Raw genomic sequence first — 26,999 nt, forward strand, 5'->3', positions numbered from 1 at the left:
CCCCTGTGGCAAAAAATCCGCACCACGCTAGCGCCTACGCAGGGTTCCGTCCAGCTGCGCCGCGGCGTGACAGTGTGCGTGATGTGGCGGCAGCTCGAACCCGGCGCGGGCGTGCGTGAGCAAGGCCTGCGTGCTGCGGCTGCTTCTACTTCTTGACGCCCTGGGAAAAGGAGACCGTCCCATCGCGTTCGATGAACTGCAACTCGGGTTGGCCTCGATAGGTGCTCAACATGGCCGCTGCACCATTTTGATGCGTGACGACCAGGGTCGCACCCGCCTTTTCGTTGGCCACCACCTTGAAGACTTCCCTGCCATTTCCGGCGCCGTCCAGGGTGAGCAGGGCTTCATCCCCATAATCCACGGTGAGATAGCCACCGCGCTCATTACCATCCGGTCCATTAAGCAAAATGCCGGACGCCGGGGCGATGCGTTTCTCGCGTTTCCCGAGGATCATCGGGCCATCGACTGGCGCGCCGATCTCGACGCGCGGCACGCCAGACGCATCCCGGATCACCAACCCTCGGGCCTGCACAACACGCGATGGGTCATCCGCCTGGTCGGCCTTGTGAAGCGCCAGGCCTGCTACCGCCAGCGCGGCGAGCGAGATGATCGTGTTTAGCGACAGTCCCTTCATTTGATTGCTCCTGATCGATCAGCAAATCGTGGAATACGGGCTACGCGCTATCACTGCCACGATAGCGGTGGCAGTGGCCGGCCGGCGAACAGGCCGAGATAGGCATTGGCAGCCAACAACACCGTCGCCGGCACGGTGGCCGCTGCGCGGGCTACCTGGCCTTGGCACCACCCAACGAGGCAGACAGGAAATCCAGCAACTGGGTGTAGAAGGCGCGCCGGTGTGGCTCGGTGTAGAAGCCGTGCCCCTCGGTGTCGTAGTAGAGCGTCTGTACCGGCACGCCCGCCCCGACGAGGGCGGCCTGCATGCGCTTGCTGTGCTGGATCGGCGCGCGTTGATCCTCTCCTCCGGCCGCCAGGAAGACCGGCACCTTGATCTGCCCCGCCAGGTTGACCGGTGAGCGCGCCGCCAGCGAGGCCGGGTCGCCCAGCCACTCTTTCAGGAAGTACTCACCGGAACGCACCTGCTGGATGTCTCCGCGGTTGTACATCATCGGTAGATCGTAGACACCGACGTAGCCGGCTGCACAGGCGTACAGGCCAGGCTCCTTGGCCACCCCCATCAAGGCTGCGTACGCCCCATAACTGGCGCCGAAGATGCAGATGCGACGGGCATCCGCATAGCCTTGTGCGATCGCCCAGCGCGTGGCGTCGGTCACATCGTCCTGCATGGTGCCGCCCCACTGACGCGCACCCGCCTGTTGAAAGGCGCGCCCGTAGTTGCCGGAGCCCCGGAAGTTGACTTGCAGGACCGCGTAACCGGCCTGCGCCAGCAACTGCGCATCGTCGTCGAATTGCCAACTGTCGAAGATGCCGAAGGGTCCGCCATGCGGCAGGACAACCATCGGCAGGTTCTTCGCGGTGCTGCCATGCGGAAGCGTCAGGTAGCCGTGCAGCGGCAGTCCGTCACGGGCCTGCAGTGCGATCGGCTGCACCGTAGCCGTGCGCTCTGGGTCGAACCACTCACGGCGGCTGATGACGTGCTGGGCTTTTTTCTCCTGCGTGTCGAAAACGTAAAAATCGCCGGGATTGTTGCCAGCATCGGTCTGCACCATGACGTAGCGACCATCCTTGGTGCCGGAGCTTACACGCACAGTATTCCCGGCAAACGCGGCTTCCAGGCTATGGTAGATGCGTGCTTCGGCGCCCTGCTCGTCGAAGAATCGGCTACGTGGACGATCGGCCATGAAGATCGCACCGACCGGCACAGAGGTGCCGTTGCGATAGATGATCTCCAATGGATCGGCGACTGCGTCACGCAGCACCTGCTCGCGCCGGTTTGCCGCCACATCCCAGGCCACGATCGCATCCGGGCCGGTGGCGCTTTGCACGCGCAGATAAGCGATCCTGTCGTCCTGCGAAAAGCCGATGGGAGTCTCGATACGCCCGCTGATGCGCTGATCGTTGATCAGGCTCCAATCGGCTCCGTCAGCGGCACGGTGATACAGCTTGCTGACATTGTCCGCTCCTGCTCCCAGCGCAAATCGCACCTGGCCGTGATGATCGGTGGTGAAGGCCGCCCGCTGGACCGGTGCGCGCGCCAGCGGGATCCGGTGGCCGTTGGTCACGTCCAGCTTTTCGGCGCGGGTGTAGGGCTCGTTGCCGGACAGCGGCCAGATGCCGACAACAACATTGCGGTCGTCCTCTGGCAGCGTATCGGTGAGGTAGGCGGCCACCGCCTCGGTCTTCTTGACCTTGATGTTGGTTCCCAGGCCGCTTCCCTTGGCGCGGTACCCCACCAGCAGCTCGACGCCGGAACCATCAGCATTGATCGCGTAAAGCTCGCCGGTGGGTTGGGGCTTGTCGAGCAGGCCGAACTTTTCGGCGATGGCGATCACCACGCGGGTATCGCTGACCCAGGCGAATTCGCTGACGTAGGTATTCTTGCCGAGCAGGAAGGTGGCACCTACGCTGTTGTCGGCGCGGCGCATGATGGCAAGCGCGGTCTTGTCTTCCATCGGCACGGTTGCGGCAAAATACTCGCCGCCGGGCGAGAGCTTGATATCAGTGAACTTATCCTTCCGGATGAAGGCACCAACATCGACTGTGCGGCCGCATTGCCCAACGACAACAGCAGCCCCAGGGCGACCGGAATGCTCCATTTCCGCATTGCATCTTCCATGTTTACGCGATGTCAGGCTGCAAGTTAGCAGCAAGTCGGGTTCTCGAGAAAGCCCTTGCGCAAGCGTACTTCACAGGATAAGCCGCTGCGACCAGCAGCTCAGGGCGCACCAGTCAACGACCGGCAGTCCGGGCACGGCATCTGCCGGGTAGACATCTGCGTGGCAGCGCATGCCGCGCGGTCGGCAAGGGCCCTGGCACTGCACGGACGCCAGTGGGCGGGCATGCCGGCGTGGCAAGCCGACCGCCACCTGCCCCGCCCGCTCAATGAAAATCGCGCGAGGGCAGCTGCATGTCGCCGAGCAGGTCGCTGAGGTCGTGCAGGTCGCCGGCGATCAGGTGCTCCACGCCGTCCACGCGTTCCCAGCGGCCACGCACGGCCAGCAGGCGCGATTCCAGCAGTGCGCGGCGGCGGCGCAGCGCCAGGTGCGACCAGACGATGACGTTGATCATGCCGTGCTCGTCTTCCAGGGTGACGAAGATGGTGCCCTTGGCAGTGGCCGGACGCTGGCGCTGGGTGACCAGGCCGGCGACATGCACGCCGCTGCCGTGGCGGCGGCCCTGCAATTCGCGCAGGCCGAGGATGCGCCGTTGCCGCATCTGCGGGCGCAGCAGCGCCATCGGATGCTGGCGCAGACTCAGGCCGACCGAACGGTAATCGGCCAGGATCTCCTCGCCTGCGCGCGGTGCTTCAAACTCCACCTCGCGTTCCTGCGGGCTGCCCGGCAGCAGCGGCCGGCGTGCTTCCACGCCGGCCATCGCCCAGCGCGCGGCATTGCGATTGCCGACCATGCCCTGCAGGGCGCCAGCTTCGGCCAATGCCAGGCGCGCCTTTTCGTCGAGTGCGGCGCGCAGGCACAGATCGCCGATATCGGCGAAGGCCCGCTGCGCGCGCGCGGCGACAATGCGATTGGCTACCACCTCCGATAACCCGGCGACCTGGCGCATGCCCAGCCGGATCGCCGGTTGTTCGCCAGGGTCTTGGTCGCTGCGCCAGGGCCGGCCACCGACCAGCGTGTTGTCCCACTCGCTGTGCAGCACGTCCACCGGCAACACCTCCACGCGCGCGCGCTCGGCACTGCCGCGGCGCGCGTCCTGCACGATCTGGCTGGCCGAGTAGAAACCCATCGGCTGCGCATTGAGCAGCCCGCAGGCGAAGGCCGCCGGCTCGTGGCGCTTGAGCCAGCAGCTGGCGTAGACAAGCTTGGCGAACGAGGCGGCGTGGCTTTGCGGGAAGCCGTAGGAACCGAAGCCCTTGATCTGCTCGAAGATCTGGTCGATGAAAGTGGAGGCGTAGCCTTTGCCCTGCATGCGCTCACGCACCCGCGCACGGTGCTGCTCCATGTCGCCGCCGCGCCGCCAAGCCGCCATCGAGCGACGTAGATTGTCCGCTTCGCTCTCGCTGTAATCGGCAGCATGCATCAGCAGTTCCATCACCTGTTCCTGGAACAGCGGCACACCGAGCGTCGGTTTGAGGATGTCCTCCACCTCCGGCGAGGGATAGTTCACCTCCTCGCGGCCCTGCCGCCTGCGCAGATACGGGTGCACCATATCGCCCTGGATCGGGCCGGGGCGCACGATCGCCACTTCGATCACCAGGTCGTAGAACACCGCAGGCTTGAGCCGCGGCAGCATCGCCATCTGCGCGCGCGATTCGATCTGGAATACGCCCACGGTATCGGCGCGCTGGATCATCCTGTAGGTCGGCTTGTCGTCGCCTGGCAGCGTGGCGATGCTGTAATCGCGCCCGCGGTGGCCCCGCACCAGCTCCAGCGTCTTGCGGATGCAGGTCAGCATGCCCAGCGCCAGGCAATCGACCTTGAGCAGCTTCATCGTCTCCAGGTCGTCCTTGTCCCACTGGATGATGGTGCGGTCGGCCATGGCCGCGTTTTCCACCGGCACCAGCAGCGACAAGGGCTCATCGGAGATGACGAATCCGCCCACATGCTGCGACAGATGGCGCGGGTGATCGCGCAGGTGTTCGGTTACGACGAGGACCTTGTTGATCAGCGGGTTGGCCAGATCGAACCCGGCCTCTTCGATGCGCTGTTCCATGGGCGTTTCGCCATTGCCCCAGCCGTAGCAATTGGCCAGCAGCGCGATCTGGTCCGGCGGCAGGCCGAAGGCCTTGGCCACATCGCGCACCGCGCTCTTGCCGCGATAGCAGATCACCGTCGCCGCCAATGCCGCGCGTTCGCGCCCGTATTTGCTGTAGACGTACTGCAGTACCTCCTCGCGGCGTTCGTGCTCGAAATCGACGTCGATGTCCGGTGGTTCGTTGCGTTGTTCGGACAGGAAGCGCGCCATCAACAGACGCGTTTCATCCGGGTTGACCGCCGTGATGCCCAACGCATAGCACACCGCCGAATTGGCTGATGAGCCACGGCCCTGGCAGAGAATCTTCTTCGACCGTGCGAACTGCACCACGTCCTGCACGGTGAGAAAGAACGCCTCATACTTCTTGTGCGCGATCAGCGCCAGTTCCTTCTCGATGACGGCGCGTACCTTTGCCGGCGTTCCATCCGGCCACCGCTCACGCATCCCCTCTTCGGTGAGCTGTCGCAGATAACTGGCCGGCGTATGTCCTTCCGGCACCAGCTCGCGCGGATAGGTGTATTCAAGCCTGGAGATATCGAAGCTGCAGCGCTGCGCCAGGTCCACCGTGGCCTGCAACAACGCATCCGGGTAGATGTTGCCCAAGGCCCGCCGCGTGCGCAGATGGCGCTCGCCGTTGCGGAACAGATGCGCGCCACACTCGGCCAACGGCAAGCCGTGGCGGATGGCGGTCAAGGTGTCCTGCACGATGCGCTCGCGCCGCTGCGCCATGTGCACATCGCCGCTGGCCAGTGCGCTCATGCCCAGTTGCTGCGCCAGCACCTGCAGGGCAAGCAAGCGCGCTGCATCGTCCTGTTCGCGATGCAGCTCCACCGCCAGGAATGCACGCGCGCCGAACACCTGCTGCAACCAGGTGCCCTGCCCGGCCTGCGGCTGCGCACCGGGCAACCACACTGCGAAAACGCCGGGCTCCACGCCGCGAAACTGTGCCTCCACCTCGGCACGCCCCAGCCGATAGGCGCCCTTGCTTGCCGCACGCCGCGCGGTGGTGATCAGCGCGCACAGCTGCGGATAACCGTGCGCGTTTTCCACCAGCAGGACGAAGCGGGTGCCATCGACCAGGGTGAACTCACTGCCGACGATCAGGCGCACGCCGGTGGCGCGCGAGGCTTCCAGCCCGCGCACGATGCCGGCCAGCGAGCACTCGTCGGTGATCGCCAGGGCGCTGTAGCCGCAGTGTTGCGCGCGCGCGAACAACTGCTCCGCGCTGGAGGCGCCACGCAGGAACGAGAAGTCCGACAGGCAGTGCAGCTCGGCATACGCGGGCAGCCCATCGGCAACCATGGCATGGGCGATATCGTCGTTTGCCGCGCGCAACCGCGCGGCGACCGTCCAGCCGCGCGGCATGCGCCCACCGGGCGTATCGCGGTCCACGCCATCGACGGCGTCATCCCAGCTCATGCGCGCACGCCGTCAGCCTCGCGCTGCCAGTGCACAGGTGTTTCAGTGCGCTGCAGGTCGATGCGTTGCCGTTGCCGCTTCGCTGCGCGGCATCGAACGCCTGCGCTACCGCTGCGGCGACCGGCCCGGCAGGCAGTGCGCCGGTGCTGCAAGGGGATGGGGCGGATCATGCAAACCACCCGTGCAGCATCCAGCCATCGACACGGCCTGGTGCGGCAAACACCCAGGCCTGCCGCCCGCGTGCGGTTTCCACCACGTAATAATCGCGACGCGCCTCGTCGTCGTCCCACCAGCCGCTTTCCAGCCGCTCCGGCCCGGAGACGATGCGCAGCTGGGTCTCGTGCAGGGGCACCGGTTGCGGCAGCAGCCAGGTCGGGCGCGGCGGACGTGGCGGCGCACCGGTTTCGCGCACCGCATCGCCAATGGCGCGCCGCCAGGCGCGTTCCGGGCGCGGGTCGTCGGCCGGCAGTACGCGATACACCGCCTCGTCGCCGAGCCGCGCACGCAGGCGCTCGCGCAGCTGCGGCCACTCCACCGATTGCTGCGCACGCTGATCGAACAGATCGCGCATGGCCGGCACGAACGGTGGCAGCTGCCGCGCCAGCAGGCGCATCGCCACCACCGGCCGCGGGATCTCCACCCGCTCCAGCCGGTTGCGCGCAAGCTCGAACAACAGCGTCGGCGCACGTTCCGGGGTGAGCAGGCCGATCTCGACATCGGTGGCGCCTTCTTCGTGTTCCAGCCGCAGCAGGAACCGTTGCACGCCGCCGTCGCGGATGGACAGGTAGGTGCACAGGTCGCCGATCAGGCGCCGCAGCGGGAACAACAGCGCCGGATGCATTTCCACCTCGTAGCCGAGTTCCACCCGCTGGTCGAAGTGATCCGGTGGTGCGTAACACTCCAGGGGGTCGTCGACTTGGCCGTAGAGGCGGTCCAGATGTTCGAGCAGGCCCGCACCGAACCGCCGGCGCAGCCCATCGCGCGGCAACGCGCGCACCGCCGCCAGCGTGCGCACGCCCATGTGTTGCAGGCGCTCGCCGGCATCGCCCGGCAACGCAGCGCGGCGTACCGGCACCTGGTCCAGCGTGGCGTGCAAGGCCGGCAACTGCGTCACCACCATGCCATCGCGCAAACCGGCCAGTACGCGCGCGGCGCGCGGTGTCGGTGCCAGGGCAAGCCGGTGCTGGAAGCCCAAGGCCTGCAGTTCATCGCGCAGCCGACGCTCGAAACGCGGCCACGGCCCGAACAGTTGAAAACTGGCGCCGGCCTCCAGCACGATGGCGCGCGACCATTGCTGGCTCACCAGCGAACTGTGCCGGTACGCCCATGCCGCAAGAAACCGCTGGGTGCGCGCCTCGGCCTGCGCCTCGTAGTCGATGGTGCGCACAGTGGCCATCAGCGCATGCGCCGCCGACAGCCGCATGCCGGCTTTCAGGCCGGCGGCGGACGCCGCTGGATTGACCGAATGCAGGCTGCGCAACTGCGCCGGCCCTTCCACCAGCACCAGCGGTGCGTCAGGCTCTTCCAGACGCCGAAGGACGGCGTCCAGCGCCAGCTGCGGCAGCAAGATGCAGGCCCACAACATGCGCGCGCCTCAATGCGCCAGCCGCAACGGCTGCGACGGGACCTGCCCGCCGCGGCACTTGCGCACCTGCCAGGCATCGCGCTCGGGCAGAAATTCCAGCCGCAACGCGGCCGGCGATGCATTGACCGCATGCTTGCGATCGCGCAGCGCGAACGCGCAACAGTTGCCGCTGTCGGCGGCGACTTGCAGCCGCCGCAATGCGCGTGCATCGCCGGTCTGCGGCCAGCCCAGTACCGCCGCGCAGGCGCCGCTGCGCAGGCATTGTTCGAACGCCCACAAGGCATCGCGCGGCTCGGCCTGCACCACTTCCAGATGGTCCAGCACCACCCCGCCCGCCTGCCAGGCCGGCGCATAGGGAATGAACGGCGGCGCCACCAGCACCACCCGGCTGCTGGCGCCGGTCATGCGCGCCAGCGTGGGCAACAGCAGCGCGATCTCGCCCACGCCGTGCGCGGGCAGCAGCAACTCGGTCAGTGCCCGCCGCGGCCAGCCGCCATCGGGCAGCAATGCGTCCAGTGCCGCATGCCCGGTGGATTCGCCGCCATGGGCGATGGCGGTGCCGTGACCTGCGCGCCACACCGTGCGTGCGGCCAGCAAGGCGTCCAGCGGCAGGGCGACTGCCGCGTTGCCGTCCTGCCTGATGCGCGCGGGCTCCTGGCTCATCTCAACCCTGCCGGATCAGACCGCAGTACAGCCCTTCGATCGCGAAGTCGGCATCGGCGGCCACCACGATCGGCGCATGCGCGCGGTTGCGCGGCAGCAGGCGGATGCGTTCGGCACCACGCTCCAGCCGCTTGATGGTGATTTCGCCATCCACCCGCGCCACCACGATCTGCCCATCGCGCGCCTCGCTGCTGCGATGCACGCCGACCAGATCGCCGTCCAGGATGCCGTCGTCGATCATCGAATCGCCTTGCACCTGCAGCAGATAGTCCGGGCGCAACGAAAACAGCGCACGGTCCAGCCACAGCTGCCGGTCCAGGCCGATATCCGCCCCGATCGGCACGCCGGCCGCCACCCGCCCCAGCACCGGCAAGGCCAGCAACGCATCGCGCGCGGCGCCGCCCGGCATGCGGATGCCCCGCTTCTGATTGGGCAGCAGCTCGATCAAGCCGGCCTCGGCCAGCGCCTGCACGTGCTTTTGCGCGGCATTGCGCGAGGCGAACCCGAATGCCTGCGCAATCTCGGCCAGGCTGGGCGACACCCCTGCGTGGGCCTGCTCCTGCAGGAAAGCCAGCACGGCCAGACGTTTGGGAGAGAGAGGTTCCATGGGAGTGCAGCGGCCGGACGGGGCAAGGTGTACATTTGTACACCTATCGGTCGCAGCAGGCGAGATTGGCCCGTGCAGGTTGCTGAGCCGCTTCAGCCAGGACCGGCCTGCGACCGGCCGGATACGACCCAGCGCCGGGCCTGGCCGCGCGGGCCGCTGCGCTTGCGCCTGGTTTATCGCGCACGCATCCGTTGGTGGATGGCAACAAGCGCACGGCTGCGGTCGCCGGCAAAACCGTCATCGTGCTCAATGGTGCTGTGCTGTTAGCCGGCGATCCGGAACTCTACGGCAGCTACATCGGGCTGGCCGACGGCACGATTGAAGCACCCGCCTTTGCCGATTGCTTGCGGCCGCCCGTGCAACCCCGGCACCAAGAGCGGATCCACCCACCTGCGGCGCACTACCGCCGAGGTCACGGCGCAGGCTCACTCTCAAGAACCTTGCTCTGAAGAACCTTGCTCTGAATAACCTCGGGGCGCTGGGACATCGCGCGTGGCCAGGCGCCCGCCCTCTCGTCGGGCGCCCAAGACGGCAGCAGCATCGATCAGCTCTCGCGCGTGCTCGCCGGCCGCTTCCGCGTCGCCGCCGCTTTCCTGGCGGCAGCCTTGCGCACGCCAGGCCCCTTGGTCTTGGCAGCTTTCTTGGCCGCTGCCGAGCGGCTGCTGGAACTGCGTTTGGCCGCTGCACTCCTGGCCTGGCGCGACAGCGCCTGGGTGCCGGCAACCTGCTTGGCGGTGGTCTTCTTGCTGACCGTCTTCAAGGCCTTCTTGGCGCCTGCCGACCGCGTGGGCGAGGTCCTCTTGGTGGCTTTTTTGGCCGCCTGTTTCGTCGTCTTCTTGGTGGTGGTCTTCTTGGTGGTGGTCTTCTTGGTGGTGGCCTTCTTGGTGGCCTTTTTCGCCGTCTGCTTGGTCGCTTTGCGGGTGGTCTTGTTTGCGGTCTTGGCGGTGGTCTTCTTGGCCGCCTCGCTGTCCTGCGCCGCATGTTTCCTGGTGCTCCTGGAGGCACTCTTGGACGGCTTGGCATCCACGCCATCGCGGCGCGCCTTGGACAGGCCAATCGCAATTGCCTGCCTGGTGCTCTTGGCACCATGCTTGCCTTCGCGCACGTGGTCGATTTCTTCTTTGACGTATTCGCCGGCCTGGGTACTGGCCGACTTGCCCTCGCGCTTGTCCTGGGCGGCCGCGCGCCGCGTCTTGGCTTCTGGCATGGGGGTGCTCCCGGTGCGTTGTGACGTGCCGATGTAAGCAACCGCCACGTCAACGCATGGTCGACAACGCGCTTGCGATTGAACAACACGCCGTTGAACAGCATGCCGTTGAACAGCACGCTGCCAGCCTGCATCCAGCGCGTTGCGTATCAGCCTTCGCCTGCCGGCAATGGCTCGCCCTGCGCATCGTAGGCTGGCGGATGATAGAAGTTGACCGTCTTCAGCGGCGTGTCACCGGTATTGCGAATCTCGTGCGCCTGGCCACGTTCGATCGCGATCAGGCTGCCGGCCTGCAATGCCTGCGTGTGGCCATCCACGATGGCCTCGCCCTCGCCGTCCACCACGAACAGCCATTGGTCGGCGCCGCGATGGCGATTGTCCGGGCCACCCTCGCGATCGCCCGGTGCCATCACCATTTCGGCCGCCTGCACCTGGCGCAGCGAAAACAGCACCTTGAAGGGGTTGCTCAATTCCAGCGTTGCGTACTGCATGCGCGTGTCTCCTCATCGGTTGCGCCGATGCTGTCGCCGCACACGTCAAGGCGGCGGCAATGCACTTGGCTATTGGCTGCGGCAGTACCAGTCCCAGATCACATCGGGCAGATGCGCCTGCAGTGGCAGCTCCAGTGCGCGGTAGCCATCCAGCACATCGCGCAGCATCTGTTGCGCTGCGGTGGGCCCGATGACGCCGTCGAGTTCATCCTGGCTCAACTGCAGCAGCGACCAGTCGTACAGGCGATCGATCCGCTGGGCCATTGCCGCCTGCAGCCAGGCCTGGAGTGCGAACACGCGATATCCCTGCTGCTCCAGCTGCGCCACTGCCACCTCGAGCGCCTGCCCCACACCACGAAACCATTCGGTGTGCCCGCCCGCCGCACTGCGAATCGCCAATGGGGCCGGTGCGTTGTGCTCACCCAGGGGCCGGCGCAGTTGCAGTTCCAGATCCCGCGCATCGCGTTCGCGCTCGGCTTCCACCAGCACGCCGCGCTCCAGGTCGAAGAACGCAAACCAGCGCGGATGCAAGCTGCCGATGCGGCCCAGCGGGTCGCGCGAAAAGCCGATCTTGCAATGGTCTTCCCACTGGCACGGGAACACATAGGTGAAGCAGCGGCCGTCGATGGCCACCTTGCCACGGCGCAGTTGCGCGCTCATTGGCCTGCCTTGCGCTGCGCCTGCGACTCACGCAGTTGATGAGCCTCGACCGGCGGCTCCCAACCGAACACGCTGCGCCCGCCATAGCGGTGCGCATCCACGCGTTCCTGCGCGATATACGCCTCCACCGACGGACCGCGTGCGCCGGCCTCCAGCCGACGTGCCTGCGCGTCCAGCCGCGCGATGGCCTGCAGCCGCTCCTCGTTGCCGAGCCGGGCCTGCTGCATCGCCTGCTTGAGCACGCCGATGGTGTGATCGAACACGCGCGTGGGCACCGGGAACGGATGCCGGTCCTTGCCGCCGTGGGCAAGCGAAAAGCGCGCCGGATCGCTGAAACGACACGGGGTGCCATGCAACACCTCGGCCACCATCGCCAGCGAACGCACGGTGCGCGCGCCCACGCCCGGCACCTGCAACAGCGCGGTGAAATCGGCGGGGCCGCACTCGGCCGCAGCCGCCAGGCTGGCGTGCAGCCGGCGGGTGATCACGTTTTCGCTGCGCACGTCGTGATGGCCGGGCATGTTCAGATGCGGTTGCTGCGCGGGGTCCCAGCCCTGGCCTGCAAACAGGTCACCGGTGACCGGCGCCTGCGCCACAGCAGGCGCAACCGGTGCCTGCGCGGCGTCGATGCGTTGCCACTCACGGGCAAGGCGATCCGGCGGCAGCGTCTGCAACAACGCCACCTGCGCCGCACGCGCGGCAGCGGCACGATGGTCGGCCAGGTTGACGATATTGCCCTGCTGCGGCCCGTCGATGGCCGCATGCGGCGCATCCACAAAACTGCTCAGCCCTTCCGACAACCAGTGATAGCGGCGCGCCTGCTTGCGTTGCCCATTCATGCCCTGCTGCACCACCACCCAGCGCCCGTCGTCGCTGACGATGAAACTGTGCAGATACAGGTCGAAGCCATCCTGCACTGCGGCGCTGTCCACCTTGGCCACCAGGCGACTGGCCCGCGCCAGCGCAGTGCCATCCAGCCCGACCCCATCGCCCACCGCAAGCAATTCGGCCGGCGTTGCGCGCGAGTGCCGCCCGCGCCCACCGCAGACATGGATGCCGAGTTCGCCGGACAACGGCGTGAGCCCGCGCTTGAGTGCGCCCATCACGCTGGTGGTGATGCCGGAGGAATGCCAGTCCATCCCCATTACCGCGCCAAAGGACTGGAACCAGAACGGATGCGCAAGCCGCCGCAACAATTCATCGCGCCCATAGGTGTGCACGATCGCCTCGCACATCACCGTGCCCAGGCGCGTCATCCGCTCACCCAACCAGCGCGGCACGCGCCCGCCATGCAGCGGAAGATCGGCACTGCCGCCGCGCCGGCTCATTGCAACCTCGTCGTCATCTGCACAGGATACCGAGACCGCCGTCGCACGCCGTGCGATTGGCGTGGACCGCAATAACGCGCAACTGACGAGTTCAGTTCCAGCTGGCCGCTGGCGCCGGCGCGGCGAGCTCGGCCCATTGCCATCGCGCAGTGCCGCGCATGTCCGGGCATCACCCACGTACCGATGTGAACACCATCACCGCATTGCCTACACCCTGCGTTGACCGTCGCGTGGTCAAGGTGAAGGCCCTCTCAGCCATCGCCACGGGGCTCGCATGAATCCCACTCCCGCCGCAGCCCGTGACACGGCGCCGGCCACCGCCACCACTGCCGCGCCGACCTACCCGGTCAACCTGCGCATCAATGGTCAGCCTTACCAATTGCAGCTCGAAGCCTGGGTCAGCCTGCTCGACCTGCTGCGCGACCGGCTCGACCTCACCGGCACCAAGAAAGGCTGCGACCACGGCCAGTGCGGTGCCTGCACGGTGCTGGTCGATGGGCGCCGCATCAATAGCTGTCTGACGCTTGCCGTCATGCAGGACGGCGCCGAGATCACCACCGTCGAAGGCCTGGCCGAGGGTGACCAGTTGCATCCGCTGCAGCGCGCCTTCATCGACAACGACGCCTTCCAGTGCGGCTATTGCACGCCCGGGCAGTTGTGTTCGGCGGTGGGCCTGATCAAGGAAGGCAAGGCACACGACCGCGACCAGGTACGCGAACTGATGAGCGGCAACCTGTGCCGCTGCGGCGCCTATCCGCAGATCACCGATGCGGTGATGCAGGTCATGGGCAAGCCCAGCGACAGCAGCGACAGCGCCGCCACGCCATGGACCCCAGGGACGGTGCCGGCATGATTCCGCTCACCTACACGCGCGCGGACTCCGTCGATGCGGCCCTCACTGCGTTGTCGGTGCGTGGCAGCGACCAGCACCCGGTGCCTGCCGAAGCCCCGGTGCGCCTGATCGCCGGTGGCACCAATCTCACCGACCTGATGAAGCTGCAGCTGATGCGGCCGGGCAGCCTGGTCGACATCAATCGTCTGCCGCTGGTCAGCATCACCAGCCAACCCGATGGCGGCCTGCGCCTGGGCGCGCTCGCGCGCAACGCCGACACCGCTTACCACCCGGACGTGGAAACGCGTTACCCCTTGCTGAGCGCGGCGATCCTGGCCGGCGCCTCGCCGCAGATCCGCAACATGGCCAGCAATGGCGGCAACCTGCTGCAGCGCACGCGCTGCCTGTATTTCTACGATCACGCCACTCCGTGCAACAAGCGCGAGCCCGGTACCGGCTGCTCGGCCATCGGCGGGCTCACCACCTACAACGCCATCCTCGGCGCCAGCGCGCAGTGCATTGCCACGCACCCGTCGGACATGTGCGTGGCCCTGGCTGCGCTGGACGCGGTGGTGCACGTGCAAGGCCCCAATGGCGAGCGCGACATCCCGTTTGCACAGTTCCACCGCCTGCCCGGCGAGCACCCGGAGCTGGACAGCACGCTGGCCCCGGACGAGCTGATCGTGCATATCGACCTGCCCGATGCGCAGCGCTTCGTCGCGCATAGCGCCTACCTGAAGATCCGTGAGCGGCTGTCGTACGCCTTCGCGCTGGTGTCTGTGGCCGCCGCGCTGGACCTGGCCGAGGACGGCAGCATCCGCGAGGTGCGCGTTGCCCTGGGCGGCGTGGCGCACAAGCCCTGGCGCAATCCCGACGCCGAGGCGCAGCTGGTGGGCAAACCGGCCACGGCCGACAGCTTCGGCATCCTGGCCGATGCCCTGCTGCAGGGTGCGCAACCGCAAGGCAAGAACGCCTTCAAGCTGCCGCTGGCACGCCGCGCGATCGTGCGTGCGCTGGACGTCGCCCGCGAGGGCACCATCGACAACCGCGGGCGAACCAGCGCGCTGGAGGAAGCGCCATGAATGCACGCAGCACCGATGCACTCGACAACGACCTGAGCCCACCGGTTGCCGACAGCGGCACCGGCTATCGCCCCACCGGCACCGGCGTCACCCGCATCGACGGGCGCGCCAAGGTCACCGGCCAGGCGCGTTATGCCGCCGAATGGCCGGTGCCCGACCTGGCCTATGGCGTGGTGGTCAACAGCAGCATCGCCAAGGGCGAGATCGTCGCCTTCCATCTCGACGCCGCGCGTGCGGTGCCCGGCGTGCTGGAGATCGTCACCCATGAAAACCGGCCGCATATGCGCGGCATGGACGTGTTCTACAAGGACATGACCGCACCGGCCGGTTCGCCGTTCCGTCCCTTGTACGACAACAAGATCCTGTACAGCGGCCAGCCGATCGCGCTGGTGGTGGCCGACACCTTCGAAGCGGCGCGCCATGCAGCGCATCTGGTGGAAGTGGAACTGCTGCAGGACCCGCACGACACCAACCTGATGACCAACCTGGACCGTGCGCACAAGCCCAAGGCCATGAAGGCCGGTTTCTCGCCGCCCCCCAAGGACAAGGGCGAGCCGGACAGCGCCTTCGCCAATGCCGCCGTCCAGGTGCAGGCCGACTATTACAGTGGCGTGGAGCACCACAATCCGATGGAGCTGTTCGCCTCCACGGTGATCCGCGACGCCGATGGCCACTTCACCATCTACGACAAGACCCAGGGCTCGCAGAACAGCCGCTGGTACGTCTCGCATGTGTTCGGCCTGAGCAAGCGCAAGGTCACCGTGCGCAATCCCTACGTGGGCGGTGCCTTCGGCTCCGGGCTGCGCCCGCAGTATCAGTTGCCGCTGGCGGTGATGGCCTCGATCCTGCTGGACCGCTCGGTGCGCGTGGTGCTGACGCGGCAACAGATGTTCACCTTCGGCCATCGCCCGGAGACGCTGCAGCGGCTCAAGCTCGGTGCCGACCGCGATGGCCGCCTGCGCGCGATCTGGCACGAGGCCATCGCCGAGACCTCGCGGATCGAGGACTACGTCGAGGTGGTGGTCAACTGGAGCGGGCAGTTGTACGCCTGCGACAACGTGCATCTGGGCTACAACTTGGTGAGCCTGGACCAGTTCAGCCCGATGGACATGCGCGCTCCCGGCGCCGCACACGGCGTGCATGCGCTGGAAGTGGCAATGGACGAGCTGTCCTATGAATTGGGCATGGATCCGCTGGCGCTGCGCCTGAAGAACTACGCCGAGGTCAACCCGGCTGACGACAAGCCCTACTCCACCAAGGCGCTGCGCGCGTGCTACCAGCAAGGCGCCGAGCGCTTCGGCTGGGCGCAGCGCCCGTTGCAGCCGCGCGCACGCAAGGAAGGCAACGAATGGGTGGGCTGGGGCATGGCCACCGGGCAATGGGATGCGATGCAGATGTTTGCGCGCGCACACGCGGTGCTGCACGCCGATGGCCGGCTGGTGGTGAGCAGCGCAGCCAGCGATATCGGCACCGGCACCTATACGGTGATGGCGATGATCGCGGCCGAAGCACTGGGCCTGCCGCTGGAACAGGTCACCTTCCAGCTGGGCGATTCGACGCTGCCGGTGGCACCGATCGAAGGCGGCTCCTCGCACGTGACCACGGTGGGCTCGGCGGTGGACGGCGTGTGCGGCAAATTGCGCGCGCGGCTGCTGCGGCTGGCGCAGGCGTTACCGAATTCGCGCTTCACCAAGGCCAAGCTGGACGAGGTGGTCTTTGCCGATGGCACGCTGGCGTTGCGCGCCGACGCCGGCACCACCATCGCCCTGACCGAGGTATTGCGTGCTTCCCAGCTCGAACAGATCGAAGACAAGTTCCTGCTGCTGCCCAATGTGCTCAAGCAACGCAACTACACCCGTGCCACCCATGGCGCGGTGTTCGTGGAAGTACGGGTGGACGAGGAGCTCGGCACGGTGCGGGTCACCCGCGTGGTCAGCGCCGTGGCGGCCGGGCGCATCCTCAACCCGATCACCGCGCGCAGCCAGATCGTCGGCGGCGTGGTCTGGGGCATCGGCCAGGCGCTGCACGAACACACCCAGTCCGATCACCGCTTCGGCCGTTTCATGAATCACGATTTTGCGATGTATCACGTCTCGGCCAATGCCGACATCCACGACATCGATGTGATCTTCGCCGACGAGGACGACCGCATCGTCAGCAGCCTCGGTGCCAAGGGCGTGGGCGAGATCGGCCTGGTCGGCGTCTCGGCGGCGATCTGCAATGCGATCTTCCATGCCACCGGCAAGCGCATCCGCAGTACCCCGATGACGCCGGACAAGGTGATGGCGGACTGAGGCCTGCACTGCAGGTGCCCGCGCGCGCGCCTCAGGTAGGGCCATCTGCCTGAGGGCGGACGCGCCGGCAGCGTGTTATCCCTGCAGCGTCTGCGGCAACCGCAGGCGCAACAATCCGGTCAGCCGCGCGTCGGTGGTGCCGAACAGGACAGACGGCGCGTCCAGCTGATTGGAGGATGGGTCTTTCGCAGAATCCAGTGTCAGCGGCACAAAAGTGCCGCTGGCGGTGGACGCATTGCGCCCAACCGACCATGCCATGCACTCAGGTGCGCGTGGCCGCCAGAAAATGCGCGCGGTCCTGCTGGGTGCGGCGGCGGATCTCCGCCAGGGCATCGCTCTCGGTCGCCTCCAGCATGGATTCGAACAGGCGCTGGAAGTGGTTGCGCATAGCCGTGCGTGCCGCCATCGGGTCGCGTTGCTGCAGGGCCTGCAGGATGGCGGTGTGTTCGTCCACACGGGTGGCGCCGTCGTCGTGGCAGACCCGCGCGTACACCTCGCGCACGCGCGGCAACTCGTTGCGCATTCGCCAGATCAGCTGCACGCAGTGCGCCACCACCGGGTTGCCGCTGATCCGCGCGATCGCCAGATGGAAGGCGCGGTCGTAGTCGGCGGCGGCCGCATCGCTGAGCCCAGGCGCCGACAGCGCCTGGATCATGCCATTCAATTCATCCAGCTCCGCATCGGTGATGTGGCTGGCCGCCAACGCGGCCGCTTCCGCCTCGATCACCGCGCGCGCGGCGGTCAGCTCGAACGCGCTGACATCCGGCAAGGCGCCTTCGTCCGAGGCCAGGCGTGGCTTGACGTACACGCCCGAGCCGATCTTGATCACGATGCGGCCCTGCGCCTCCAGGGCGATCTCGGCCTCGCGCACGGTCACGCGGCTGACGCCGAAGCGCTCGGCCAACTCGCGCTCGCCCGGCAGGCGCGAGCCGACCGGGAATTCGCCCGTGTCGATCAGCGCGCGGATCTTGGCGGCAACGGAGTGGTACAGGCGGTTTTCGGACATCGGCGACTCAAACCCTCAAGGTGATCGGCCCGGCACGCGGGTGCCGGACAGGTGGCGCGGCGGAAACCGCGCCGGTGGCGACGCTAGAACCGGTAGCGCACCCCCAAATAATAGCGTCGCCCGTAGGTGTTGTACTCACGGAAGCTGCCGGGCACCGGCATGTCGGAGATCCGTGGCTCGTTGGTCAGGTTGGACGCCTCCAGCGACACCGACAGCTGCGCATTGAAACGGTAGCTGGCACGCAGGTCCAGGGTGCCGCTGTCGCGCACGTAGCGGTTCTGCGCCGGGGCACCGACGAACTTCTGGAAATACTCCGAGCGGTACTTGTAGATGGCCTGCAGGTCGACCGCGCCGATGGCGTAATACAGCTGGCCGGAGAACACGTGCCGCGACAGGCCGAAGATATTGGCCGGCGCGACGATGCCGCCGCTCACCAGCCCGGTCGCCGGATCGATCTGGTCGCCCAGGCGCAGATCCTGGGTCTTGTAGTTGGAATCGGCGTAGTTGTAGCTCAGCTTGACGCCCAGGCCGTCGAATGGTGCCGGCAGGTAGGAGAAGCGGTGGGTGCCGGTCAGCTCCAGCCCGGTGAGATCGCTCTTCTGCCGGGTGGTGACGTCCTGCACCACCGGCACCACCACCGACGTGCCGTCGATGACGAAGCGTTCGTCCACCACCGTGGGCACCGCGCCCCCGGTGAACTGCTTGTAGTAGACCGCGGCGCTGAGCAGGGAGTCGGCATTGGGGTACCACTCCAGCGACACGTCCGCATTGGACGACAGGAGCGGCCGCGTGCGCGGGTTGCCGGTGGCGGTGATGCTGCCGATCGCCTCGCCGACGCTCGTGAACTCGGTTCCCGGTTCCAGGATGAAGGTGCGCCCGGCAGACAGCGCCACCAGATCCGGGCGGGCCATGGCCCGGTACAGCCCGAAGCGCAGCTGGGTCTGGTCGGTCAGACCGATGTTGGCGTTGAAGCTGGGCAGGAACACGCGATTGGACGCGCGCACCGTCTGCGCGGCGAAGCGTCCGGTTTCCACCAGCTGGATGGTGCCGTCGGGGTTGTCGATGATGTCCAGCTCGCCGCGCAATCCCACCGAGCTCACATCGGTGCGCACCCAGCGCACGCCCAGGTTGCCATCCAGCGGCAACCCGAACAGCGTGCTGGCGAATTCGCCCATCACGTACAGCGCGCGGGTCTTTTCTTCCACGTCGGAGTCGGCGGTGCCGCGCGGGTCGGCATTGCGGCCGGTGTCGTCCACGCCGGTAATGGCGCCGAACAGACAGCGGCTGTCGAAGGTGGCCCACTGCTGGATGGTGTTGCCGCTGGCGCCGGAGAGGAAATCCTCCTGCGGGAACGGTTGCCGGCAGGCCAGGTTGGCGGCGCGGATCGTGGCCGCATCGGTGACGTTGCGCTCGACGCGGTCGTCCAGGTCGCGGTAGGTCGCCTCGGACAGGCGCACGCCACCCTTGATGGAGGTGAGCAGCCCGCTTTCCGGGGTGAAGGCGCCATCGAAGCGCCAGGCCCGGATGGTGTGCTCGCGGCGCAACTCGTCGCGGCGCGCACGCGCGGCCGCGCTGAAATTGTCCGGGTTGTTCAGGTCGAACGCGGGATCGACCACGATCCCCGGCACATCGCCGGCATAGGTATAGGTGTAGTCCACGCGCTGCCCGTTGATCCCGGGCACGCGGTTGCCGTTGATGTCGGTGGCATTGGAGCGCAGCCGCATCATGCGGTCGATCTCGCTGCGCTCGGTGCGCGAATACGACAGGTCGGTGGACAGCATCCAGGCCGCGTTCGGGCGCCATTCCACGCGCAGCCCGCCACCGCGGTACTGCTCGTCACGCACCTTGTAGTCGGTGGACGATTCCACCGTGCTGCTGCCGGTATGGCCTAGCAAGGCGCCGTTGTCGCCCACCTGGCGGTTGTTGAGGTTGCGCAAGGTCTCGGAGAAATTGAGCTCGGCGCGGTCTTCGGTGACGGTGCGCTGCGAGTCCTGGTAATCCAGGGCCACGTCGAGGCCGTCGAACGGCCGCCATTGCAGCGCTGCGAAGGCCGCGTCGCGTTGATCGTGTTCGCTGATCTGGCGGTACACGCGACTGCCGGGCGCCAGGTAGTACGGCGTGCCCGCCTGCACCTGCGCCGGGGTCACGGCGGTGCAGTTGCGGCTGGCGCCCACCACCTCATTGGCGTTGCAGGCCGTCCAGGTGGAACTGCTGCTCATCACCTCTTCCGGGTTGGTGCCTTCCAGCCGCTGCAGGCCGAGCGAGACCCCGAGCTTGCCGGCTCCGCGCAGGTCGAACTGGTCCAGGTAGCTGACGGTGCCGCGCCAGCCCACGCCATCGGCGTCGCGCAGCTTGCTGTCGCCGTCGGCATAGGTCGCCCGCCCGTCCAGCTGCACGCGGCGCTTGCCGAATTCCAGCGGCCGCACGGTCTGCATGTTGACCGTGCCGGCGATGCCGCCCTCGACGAAATCAGCGCGCTGGGTCTTGTAGATCGCCACGGTGTTGATGAGTTCGGAGGGGAACTGGTTGAAGTTCACCGAGCGGTCGCCGCTGCCGTTGCTGGCCTCGCGTCCGTTGAAGGTGGCCGAGCCCAGGAACGGCCCCAGGCCACGGATGGAAATCTCCGACGCGCCGCCCTTTTCGCGGTGCGTGGCCGCTCCGGTGATGGTCTCGATCGCCTCGCCGATCGACAGCGCCGGCAGGTCGCCGATGTCCTCGGCCGACAGCACGTCGGCCACCACCGTCTGCTCGCGCTTGCTGTCGATGGACGACTGGATCGAGCTGCGGATGCCGGTGACCTTGACCTGGTCCAGCGTGGTGGGCGCCTGCTGCGGCGGCGACTGGGCAGCATCGGTCTGCTGGGCCATGGCCACGTGTGTGCTGGCCAGCGCAACAGCGCCCAGCAGTGCCTGCGCCAAGACGTTCCGACTAACTGGTATACGCAATTGGACTAATTCTGTGTATCGCACAATTCCTCCTCCCAAAGGATGCTCGAAACCGAGCGCGGTGGAGGTTCCATGCGGATCCGCGGCAAGTCAATCATTTCTTTGATTTACCGAGCTAGCCACCTATCTAGGCCAATTTCGAGTCAATTTTTGTGCGCATGCAGCATGACATCCGGCGTTTCCCGAGCTTCAATAGCAACCAACTGGACTACTCTTTTGGTTGACGATCCAGCCTGCACTGTTACCCTCGGCCATCACCGACGCGCCAGCGTCCAGGAGCATCCCGATGCGATCCCCCTTTTCCCTTGCCTGCCTGTTGCTGCTGTGCGCGCCCGCCTGGATCGGCTCGGCCCAGGCCACCTCGTACCTGGTGCACGACCAGGGCGAATACGCCGTGGCAGCGGCCGCGCTGCGTGCCGGCGATCGCATCGTGCTGGCCGATGGGCAGTGGCGGGATTTCGCCATCGTGCTGCGCGGGCAAGGCACCGCCGAGCAGCCGATCACCCTCACCGCGCAGACGCCCGGCAAGGTGATCATCAGCGGCACCTCCGACCTGCGCATGGCCGGCACCTACCTGGTGGTGTCGGACCTGGTGTTCCGCGACGGCCACGGCCCGGGCGATGCGGTGCTGTCGTACCGCATCTCCAGCAAGGAACGCGCGCGCCACAGCCGCATTACCCGGGTGGTGGTGGACGGCTTCAGCAAGCCCACCCGCAACGATTCGGACAACTGGGTGGCGCTGTACGACAGCGACAACCGCTTCGACCACAACCAGCTGGTCGGCAAGACCAATGCCGGCCCCACCTTGGTGGTGGTGCGCGACGCCACCCAGGGCCTGGACAATCGCCATCGCATCGACCACAACTGGTTCGGGCCACGCCCCAACCTGGGCGCCAATGGCGGCGAGACGCTGCGCATCGGCACCAGCAGCGACGCCGACAGCGCCTCCAACTCGGTGGTGGACAACAACTGGTTCGAAAGCTGCGACGGCGAGGTGGAGGTGGTCTCCAACAAGTCCGGCGGCAACACCTACCGCGGCAATGTGTTCAAGCAATCGCGCGGCGCGCTGGTGCTGCGGCATGGCGATGGCAACCTGGTCGAGCGCAACGTGTTCTTCGGCGATGGCAAGGCCAACACCGGTGGCATCCGCGTGATCAACCGCCGGCAGACCGTGCGCCACAACTACCTGGAAAACCTGGCCGGGGATGGCTATTCGTCGGCGCTGAGCATCATGTACGGGGTGCCCAATTCGCCCGCCAACCGCTACGTGCAGGTGGACCAGGCGCGCATCGAGCGCAACACCTTCGTCAGCGTCAACCAGCTGTTCTTCGGTGCCGGCATGGATGCCGAGCGCACCGCCGCGCCGATCAACAGCCGCTTTGCCGGCAACCTGATCGTGGCCGCCACCGACCCGGTGCGCGTGCTGGGCGATCTGTCCGGCATCGCGTTTGCCGGCAACCTGCAAAGCCCGCTGGCATCCACCCGCCTGCCCGGCGGCGTCGACAGCCGCCAGGTGACGATGACCCGCGCCGCCACCGGCTTGCTGGTCGCCGACAACGCCACCGGCGTCGGCGCCGACCCGGCGCTGAGCTACATCGCACGCGACCAGGTGGGCGTGAGCTGGTATCCCAAGCAGGCGCCGCAGGCGGTGACCGACAGCGGCCGCCGTACGCGCGTGCGGCCGGGCCCGACCAGCCTGACCGACGCCGTGGCGCACGCCGCCCCCGGCGATCGCCTGCAGCTGGATGCAGGGCGCTACCAGGTCGATGACATCCTCGACGTGGACCGGCCACTGACGCTGGAAGGCCCGCAACACGGGCGTGCGCGGATCCGCTTTTCGCAGCCGGCGCTGTTCCAGATCGCGCCTGGCGGCACACTCAGCCTGGCCCGGCTCGAGATCGATGGCCGCGCCGCGCCCGCACAGCCGGGCAACGCGGTGATCCGCACCAGCCCCGGCACCGCCGTGGCGCAGTACCAGCTCACGCTGCGCGACACCCACCTGCATCATCTGGACGCCCAGCCCGGCTTCGATGTGATCGCGCTCGGCAAGGGCAGCCTGGCCGACCACATCCTGCTGGACAGATTGCTGGTCGAAGACGTCTCCGGCCGGGTGCTGTCCGCACGCGCCGAGACCGACGACCGTGGCACCTACAATGTCGAACAGGTGACGGTGCAGCAGTCGCAGTTTCACCGCGTCGCCGGGCCGGTGCTGGACCTGTATCGCGGCGGCCGCGATGAAAGCACCTTCGGCCCGGTGCTGCAGCTGAGCGACTCGCACTTCACGCAGGTCGGCCGCGCTGCGGATGCGTCGCTGCGCCTGCACGGCGTGCAGCGCGTCGCGCTGCGCAACAACCGCTTCGTCGACAGCGCCGCGATCCTGGCGCAGCACACCACCGGCACGCCCCACCTGATCGCCAGCGGCAACCGGTTCGTCCGCACCCCGGCGTTGCATGCCGACGCAGCGGAGCCCCTGCTATGACCCGTTCCACCCGCCTGTTGCTGCTGGTCCTGGTCGGCGCCGGCAGCGCCCTGCCCTGTATCGCTGCGCCGTCACCGGCGGCCGAGCAAGCGGCGCAGCCGCAACCGCGCGCGACCGATGCCGCACCGGTGCTGGTCACCGCCCAGCAATGGCGCGCCATGGCCAGCGATGGCGCCAGGCTGCCGGTGTTCGCCCGCGAACAGGCACGCGCACAAGCCAGCGTGCGCGCAGCGATGCGGGCCGGGGTGGACGTGCCGGTGCCCAGGGACCCCGGCGGCGGCGCCAGCCACGAACAGCACAAACGCAACTACCAGGCCATCCAGGCAGCCGGCGCGCTGTACCGGCTCACCGGCGACCGCGCCTATGCCGACTATGCGCGCGACGTGTTGCTGGCCTACGCGCGCCTGTATCCCACGCTGGGCGCACACCCGGCCGGGCGCGGCCAGGTGCCGGGACGGCTGTTCTGGCAGTCCTTGAACGACTCGGTGTGGCTGGTCTACGCAAGCCAGGGCTACGACGCCATCCGCGACACGCTCAGCGCGCAGGACCGCGCCACCATCGACCGCGACGTGTTCGCGCGCATGGCGCACTTTTTGTGCGACGAAAGCGCAGACAACTTCGACAAGATCCACAACCACGCCACCTGGGCGGTGGCCGCCGTCGGCATGACCGGCTATGTGCTGCGCGACCAGGCGCTGGTGGACAAGGCGCTGCGTGGCAGCAAGCGCGATGGCAAGGCCGGCTTCCTGGCCCAGGTGGACCAGCTGTTCTCGCCGGACGGCTACTACGCCGAAGGCCCGTATTACCAACGCTATGCCCTGGCACCGTTCGTGCTGTTCGCCAACGCGATCGCGCGCAACCAGCCGCAGCAGCGCATCTTCCAGCGCCGCGACGGCGTGCTGCTCAAGGCCGTAAACAGCCTGGTGCAGAGCAGCTACGGCGGCTATTTCTTCCCGATCAACGACGCCATCCTCGACAAGGGCCTGGACACCGAGGAACTGGTGGCCGGCATCGGCATCGCCTACGCGCAGACCCACGACGCACAGCTGCTGTCCATCGCACAACGCCAGCGCCGCGTGCTGCTCACGCCCGAAGGCCTGGCCGTGGCCAGCGCGCTCGCGCAGGACCGCGCCCAACCGTTCGCCTTCGGCAGCGTGTTGCTGCGCGATGGCGCACAGGGCGACCAGGGCGCGCTGGCGATCCTGCGCAGCGGCGGCGACGACGGCCAGACGCTGGTGATGAAGAACACCTCGCAAGGCATGGGCCACGGCCATTTCGACAAGTTGAACTGGCTGTTCTACGACAACGGCCAGCGCGTGGTCACCGACTACGGCGCGGCGCGTTTCCTGAATGTGGAAGCCAAGGCCGGCGGCATCTATCTGCCGGAAAACAGCAGCTGGGCCAAGCAGACCATCGCGCACAACACGCTGGTGGTGAACGAGACCAGCCACTTCAATGGCGACTGGAAGGTGGGCGAGCAACACGCACCGACGCAGCTGCTGTTCGCCAGCAGTGCCGACACCCGGATCGCCTCGGCGCGCATGCAGCAGGCCTACGACGGGGTCAGCTTCACCCGCACCCAGGCGCTGCTGTCGCACCCGCAGCTGCGCCTGCCGGTGGTGGTCGACCTGCTGCGCGTCAGCGGCAGCGCGCCGGCGCGCTACGACCTGCCGCTGCACTTCAACGGGCAGATCATGCAGGTCGGCTTCACCGCAGAGCGCGCACTGACGCAACGCCCGGTGCTGGGCAAGGCCAACGGCTATCAGCATCTGTGGGTGGATGCCTCCAGCGATGCGAGCGCCGACACGCGCAGCCTGAGCTGGCTGCTCGCCGGCCGCTTCTACAGCTACCGCTTCGGCAGCAGCGCGCCTGCGCGTGCGCTGCTGGTGGAAAGCGGCGCCAACGATCCGGACTTCAACCTGCGCCGCGAACCGGCGCTGATCCAGCGTGTCGATGGGCAGGCGAACGTCAGCTTCTTCGGCGTGCTGGAACCGCATGGCGAATACAACGGCACCGCCGAATACGTGCATGGCGCCGACAGCCGCATCCGCGCCATCGAGCGCGTGCGCGGCGACGATGCCGAGGTGATCGTGCTCACCCTGGTCGGCGGCCAGCGCATCGCGCTGGCGGTGGCCGACGACGCCGATGCACAACGCGCCCACCAGGTGCAGGCCGGAGGCCAGCACTACCGCTGGCGCGGCGGTTACGCGCGCTTCGATCGCGCTGCAGGTGAAAAATGAGCACCGACTCCACCTCCACCACACCCACGCGCCCGGCGGGCAAACGCTCGGCGGTGCGCTGGCTGATCGTGGCGCTGATCGCGGTGGCCACGGTGATCAACTACATCGACCGCAACGCGCTGGCGGTGATGTGGCCGGCGATCTCGCGCGACATCGGCGCCACCAAGGAAGACTACGCGCTGTTGGTCACCATCTTCATGCTGTTCTATGCCGCCGGGCAGTTCGTGTTCGGGCGGCTGTTCGACATCATCGGCACCCGGCTCGGCTTTGCCTTGTCCATCGCGGTGTGGTCGCTCTCCATTGCGCTGCATGCCATCACCCACTCCATCATGGCGTTCTCGGTGGTGCGCGCGCTGCTGGGCATCAGCGAAGCCGGCGCCTGGCCGGGCGCGGTCAAGGCCAATGCGGAATGGTTTCCCGCCCGCGAGCGTGCGCTGGCGCAGGGCATCTTCAATGCCGGCGCCTCCATCGGCGCGATCGTCTCGGCGCCGCTGATCGCGCTGCTGTTCCTGTCCTTCGGCTGGAAGGGCACCTTCGTGCTGGTCGGCGTGCTGGGCATGCTCTGGTTGCTGCCGTGGCTGGTGATCTACCGTGCCGGGCCGGACCGGCATCCCTGGGTCGACGCGGCCGAGCGGGCGTTGATCCTGGATGCGCCCGAGGCCGGCAGCGCGCCGCCGCCGGCCTACCTGCCCACGCTGCGCCAGCTGATGTCGCACCGGCAAAGCTGGGGCATCGTGCTGGCGCGGTTCTTCCTGGATCCGATCTGGTGGCTGTTCGTGTCGTGGCTGCCGATCTACCTGGCCGAGACCTTCCACTTCGACATCAAGCAGATCGGTGCGTTCGCCTGGGTGCCGTTCGTCGGCGCGATGCTGGGCAGCCTGTGCGGCGGCTGGCTGTCCGGGCGCCTGATCGCGGCCGGCTGGAGCGTGGACCGCGCCCGCAAATGGACCATCACCCTGGGCGGGGCCATCATGGCGCCGGCGCTGCTGGGCGCCGTGCAGGCGGCCGACCCGCGCATGGCGGTGCTGACGATTGCCGCCGTGCTGTTCGGCTTCCAGATCGCCATCGGCAATATCCAGACCCTGCCCGGCGATCTGTTCGCCGGTAAATCGGTCGGCTCGCTGGCCGGCATCGGCGGCATGGCCGCGGTGGCCGGCACCCTGATCACCACCTGGCTGGTACCGGTGATGACCGCGACCTCGTACGCACCGATGTTCATCCTGGTCGCCGCGCTGGTGCCGGCCTCGCTGGCCGCGCTGTGGCTGGTCACCGGCCGCATCCACCGACTCGACGCACCGGGCACCTGACCG

19 protein-coding genes and 1 pseudogene are annotated in these 26,999 nt (G+C 67.5%); 7 read left to right on the plus strand and 13 right to left on the minus strand.

The window, feature by feature from the left end; genetic code table 11:
* Nucleotides 1–145: 145 nt before the first annotated feature.
* From EO170_RS14390 to lexA, 6 genes are all read right to left on the minus strand, one after another.
* Nucleotides 146–634 (minus strand): hypothetical protein, encoded by a 489-nt coding sequence (locus EO170_RS14390; RefSeq protein ID WP_126945896.1) that lies wholly within the window; start codon nt 632–634, stop codon nt 146–148.
* A 151-nt stretch (nt 635–785) separates the two neighbouring features.
* A complete protein-coding gene (locus EO170_RS14395) occupies nt 786–2,378 on the minus strand; it encodes a S9 family peptidase (protein ID WP_126946056.1) in 1,593 nt (530 codons plus the stop codon).
* 640 nt (nt 2,379–3,018) lie between these two features.
* Nucleotides 3,019–6,270 (minus strand): error-prone DNA polymerase, encoded by a 3,252-nt coding sequence (locus tag EO170_RS14405; protein WP_164741050.1) that lies wholly within the window; start codon nt 6,268–6,270, stop codon nt 3,019–3,021.
* A 166-nt stretch (nt 6,271–6,436) separates the two neighbouring features.
* On the minus strand, nt 6,437–7,855 hold the full coding sequence (locus EO170_RS14410; protein WP_104582396.1) for a DNA polymerase Y family protein: 1,419 nt from the start codon (nt 7,853–7,855) through the stop codon (nt 6,437–6,439).
* A gap of 9 nt (nt 7,856–7,864) precedes the next feature.
* Nucleotides 7,865–8,518, minus strand: coding sequence for a translesion DNA synthesis-associated protein ImuA (gene imuA / locus EO170_RS14415; protein WP_164739239.1), 654 nt, complete (start codon nt 8,516–8,518; stop codon nt 7,865–7,867).
* Between the two features lies 1 nt (nt 8,519).
* Complete coding sequence (gene lexA / locus EO170_RS14420) at nt 8,520–9,125, minus strand: transcriptional repressor LexA (protein ID WP_115676342.1); 606 nt, start codon at nt 9,123–9,125, stop codon at nt 8,520–8,522.
* A gap of 125 nt (nt 9,126–9,250) precedes the next feature.
* Between lexA and EO170_RS14425 the strand changes: the two are divergent.
* Nucleotides 9,251–9,574, plus strand: a pseudogene (locus EO170_RS14425) (Fic family protein); the annotation flags it as partial.
* Nucleotides 9,575–9,669: 95 nt separating this feature from the next.
* Here the strand turns inward: EO170_RS14425 and EO170_RS14430 are convergent.
* The 4 genes from EO170_RS14430 to EO170_RS14445 form a co-directional block, all read right to left on the minus strand.
* Nucleotides 9,670–10,332 carry a DNA-binding protein gene (locus tag EO170_RS14430; protein WP_126945902.1) on the minus strand — a complete coding sequence of 221 codons (663 nt, stop codon included), beginning with the start codon at nt 10,330–10,332 and terminating at the stop codon, nt 9,670–9,672.
* A 149-nt stretch (nt 10,333–10,481) separates the two neighbouring features.
* Entirely contained in the window at nt 10,482–10,823 is a 342-nt protein-coding gene (locus EO170_RS14435; RefSeq protein ID WP_126945905.1) for a cupin domain-containing protein, read from the minus strand.
* Between the two features lie 69 nt (nt 10,824–10,892).
* Nucleotides 10,893–11,483 (minus strand): GIY-YIG nuclease family protein, encoded by a 591-nt coding sequence (locus EO170_RS14440; protein ID WP_126945908.1) that lies wholly within the window; start codon nt 11,481–11,483, stop codon nt 10,893–10,895.
* Nucleotides 11,480–12,811: a DUF763 domain-containing protein gene (locus EO170_RS14445; RefSeq protein WP_126945911.1), complete on the minus strand. Its 1,332-nt coding sequence runs from the start codon at nt 12,809–12,811 to the stop codon at nt 11,480–11,482. Before EO170_RS14445 ends, EO170_RS14440 begins: the two co-directional genes overlap by 4 nt.
* 274 nt (nt 12,812–13,085) lie before the next feature.
* On the opposite strand from EO170_RS14445, the gene EO170_RS14450 reads away from it, so the two are divergent.
* Genes EO170_RS14450 through EO170_RS14460 form a run of 3 tightly spaced genes read left to right on the plus strand, consistent with a single transcriptional unit; the run spans nt 13,086 to nt 17,019 of the window.
* Nucleotides 13,086–13,664: a (2Fe-2S)-binding protein gene (locus tag EO170_RS14450; RefSeq protein ID WP_126945914.1), complete on the plus strand. Its 579-nt coding sequence runs from the start codon at nt 13,086–13,088 to the stop codon at nt 13,662–13,664.
* Nucleotides 13,637–14,725, plus strand: a complete 1,089-nt coding sequence (locus tag EO170_RS14455) for a xanthine dehydrogenase family protein subunit M (protein WP_164741051.1) — start codon at nt 13,637–13,639, stop codon at nt 14,723–14,725. Before EO170_RS14450 ends, EO170_RS14455 begins: the two co-directional genes overlap by 28 nt.
* A complete protein-coding gene (locus EO170_RS14460) occupies nt 14,722–17,019 on the plus strand; it encodes a xanthine dehydrogenase family protein molybdopterin-binding subunit (protein WP_126945920.1) in 2,298 nt (765 codons plus the stop codon). The genes EO170_RS14455 and EO170_RS14460 overlap by 4 nt, the downstream gene beginning before the upstream one ends.
* A 75-nt stretch (nt 17,020–17,094) precedes the next feature.
* Here EO170_RS14460 and EO170_RS14465 read toward each other — a convergent pair whose 3' ends face one another.
* From EO170_RS14465 to EO170_RS14475, 3 genes are all read right to left on the minus strand, one after another.
* Nucleotides 17,095–17,277 (minus strand): hypothetical protein, encoded by a 183-nt coding sequence (locus EO170_RS14465; RefSeq protein WP_126945923.1) that lies wholly within the window; start codon nt 17,275–17,277, stop codon nt 17,095–17,097.
* 4 nt (nt 17,278–17,281) lie between these two features.
* Nucleotides 17,282–18,025, minus strand: a complete 744-nt coding sequence (locus EO170_RS14470) for an FCD domain-containing protein (protein ID WP_104582388.1) — start codon at nt 18,023–18,025, stop codon at nt 17,282–17,284.
* 83 nt (nt 18,026–18,108) lie between these two features.
* Nucleotides 18,109–20,943, minus strand: a complete 2,835-nt coding sequence (locus EO170_RS14475) for a TonB-dependent receptor (RefSeq protein WP_241239449.1) — start codon at nt 20,941–20,943, stop codon at nt 18,109–18,111.
* 313 nt (nt 20,944–21,256) lie between these two features.
* On the opposite strand from EO170_RS14475, the gene EO170_RS14480 reads away from it, so the two are divergent.
* The 3 genes from EO170_RS14480 to EO170_RS14490 are packed head-to-tail and all read left to right on the plus strand — an operon-like array spanning nt 21,257 to nt 26,996.
* Entirely contained in the window at nt 21,257–23,449 is a 2,193-nt protein-coding gene (locus EO170_RS14480; protein WP_241239450.1) for a polysaccharide lyase 6 family protein, read from the plus strand.
* A complete protein-coding gene (locus EO170_RS14485) occupies nt 23,446–25,689 on the plus strand; it encodes an oligoalginate lyase (protein ID WP_126945929.1) in 2,244 nt (747 codons plus the stop codon). The genes EO170_RS14480 and EO170_RS14485 overlap by 4 nt, the downstream gene beginning before the upstream one ends.
* Nucleotides 25,686–26,996, plus strand: a complete 1,311-nt coding sequence (locus EO170_RS14490; RefSeq protein ID WP_126945932.1) for an MFS transporter — start codon at nt 25,686–25,688, stop codon at nt 26,994–26,996. Before EO170_RS14485 ends, EO170_RS14490 begins: the two co-directional genes overlap by 4 nt.
* The last annotated feature ends 3 nt before the right edge of the window (nt 26,997–26,999 follow it).

This window comes from Xanthomonas sp. BRIP62409, assembly GCF_003992965.1.
In the GTDB taxonomy this organism is placed as follows: domain Bacteria; phylum Pseudomonadota; class Gammaproteobacteria; order Xanthomonadales; family Xanthomonadaceae; genus Xanthomonas; species Xanthomonas euroxanthea.

Bases quoted from the DNA above. Each gene is read 5' to 3' on its own strand.
- EO170_RS14390 (WP_126945896.1), bottom strand. From the start codon at position 634: ATGAAGGGACTGTCGCTAAACACGATCATCTCGCTCGCCGCGCTGGCG.
- EO170_RS14405 (WP_164741050.1), bottom strand. From the start codon at position 6,270: ATGAGCTGGGATGACGCCGTCGATGGCGTGGACCGCGATACGCCCGGT.
- EO170_RS14410 (WP_104582396.1), bottom strand. From the start codon at position 7,855: ATGTTGTGGGCCTGCATCTTGCTGCCGCAGCTGGCGCTGGACGCCGTC.
- imuA (WP_164739239.1), bottom strand. From the start codon at position 8,518: ATGAGCCAGGAGCCCGCGCGCATCAGGCAGGACGGCAACGCGGCAGTC.
- lexA (WP_115676342.1), bottom strand. From the start codon at position 9,125: ATGGAACCTCTCTCTCCCAAACGTCTGGCCGTGCTGGCTTTCCTGCAG.
- EO170_RS14430 (WP_126945902.1), bottom strand. From the start codon at position 10,332: ATGCCAGAAGCCAAGACGCGGCGCGCGGCCGCCCAGGACAAGCGCGAG.
- EO170_RS14435 (WP_126945905.1), bottom strand. From the start codon at position 10,823: ATGCAGTACGCAACGCTGGAATTGAGCAACCCCTTCAAGGTGCTGTTT.
- EO170_RS14440 (WP_126945908.1), bottom strand. From the start codon at position 11,483: ATGAGCGCGCAACTGCGCCGTGGCAAGGTGGCCATCGACGGCCGCTGC.
- EO170_RS14445 (WP_126945911.1), bottom strand. From the start codon at position 12,811: ATGAGCCGGCGCGGCGGCAGTGCCGATCTTCCGCTGCATGGCGGGCGC.
- EO170_RS14450 (WP_126945914.1), top strand. From the start codon at position 13,086: ATGAATCCCACTCCCGCCGCAGCCCGTGACACGGCGCCGGCCACCGCC.
- EO170_RS14455 (WP_164741051.1), top strand. From the start codon at position 13,637: ATGGACCCCAGGGACGGTGCCGGCATGATTCCGCTCACCTACACGCGC.
- EO170_RS14460 (WP_126945920.1), top strand. From the start codon at position 14,722: ATGAATGCACGCAGCACCGATGCACTCGACAACGACCTGAGCCCACCG.
- EO170_RS14465 (WP_126945923.1), bottom strand. From the start codon at position 17,277: ATGGCATGGTCGGTTGGGCGCAATGCGTCCACCGCCAGCGGCACTTTT.
- EO170_RS14470 (WP_104582388.1), bottom strand. From the start codon at position 18,025: ATGTCCGAAAACCGCCTGTACCACTCCGTTGCCGCCAAGATCCGCGCG.
- EO170_RS14480 (WP_241239450.1), top strand. From the start codon at position 21,257: ATGCGATCCCCCTTTTCCCTTGCCTGCCTGTTGCTGCTGTGCGCGCCC.
- EO170_RS14485 (WP_126945929.1), top strand. From the start codon at position 23,446: ATGACCCGTTCCACCCGCCTGTTGCTGCTGGTCCTGGTCGGCGCCGGC.
- EO170_RS14490 (WP_126945932.1), top strand. From the start codon at position 25,686: ATGAGCACCGACTCCACCTCCACCACACCCACGCGCCCGGCGGGCAAA.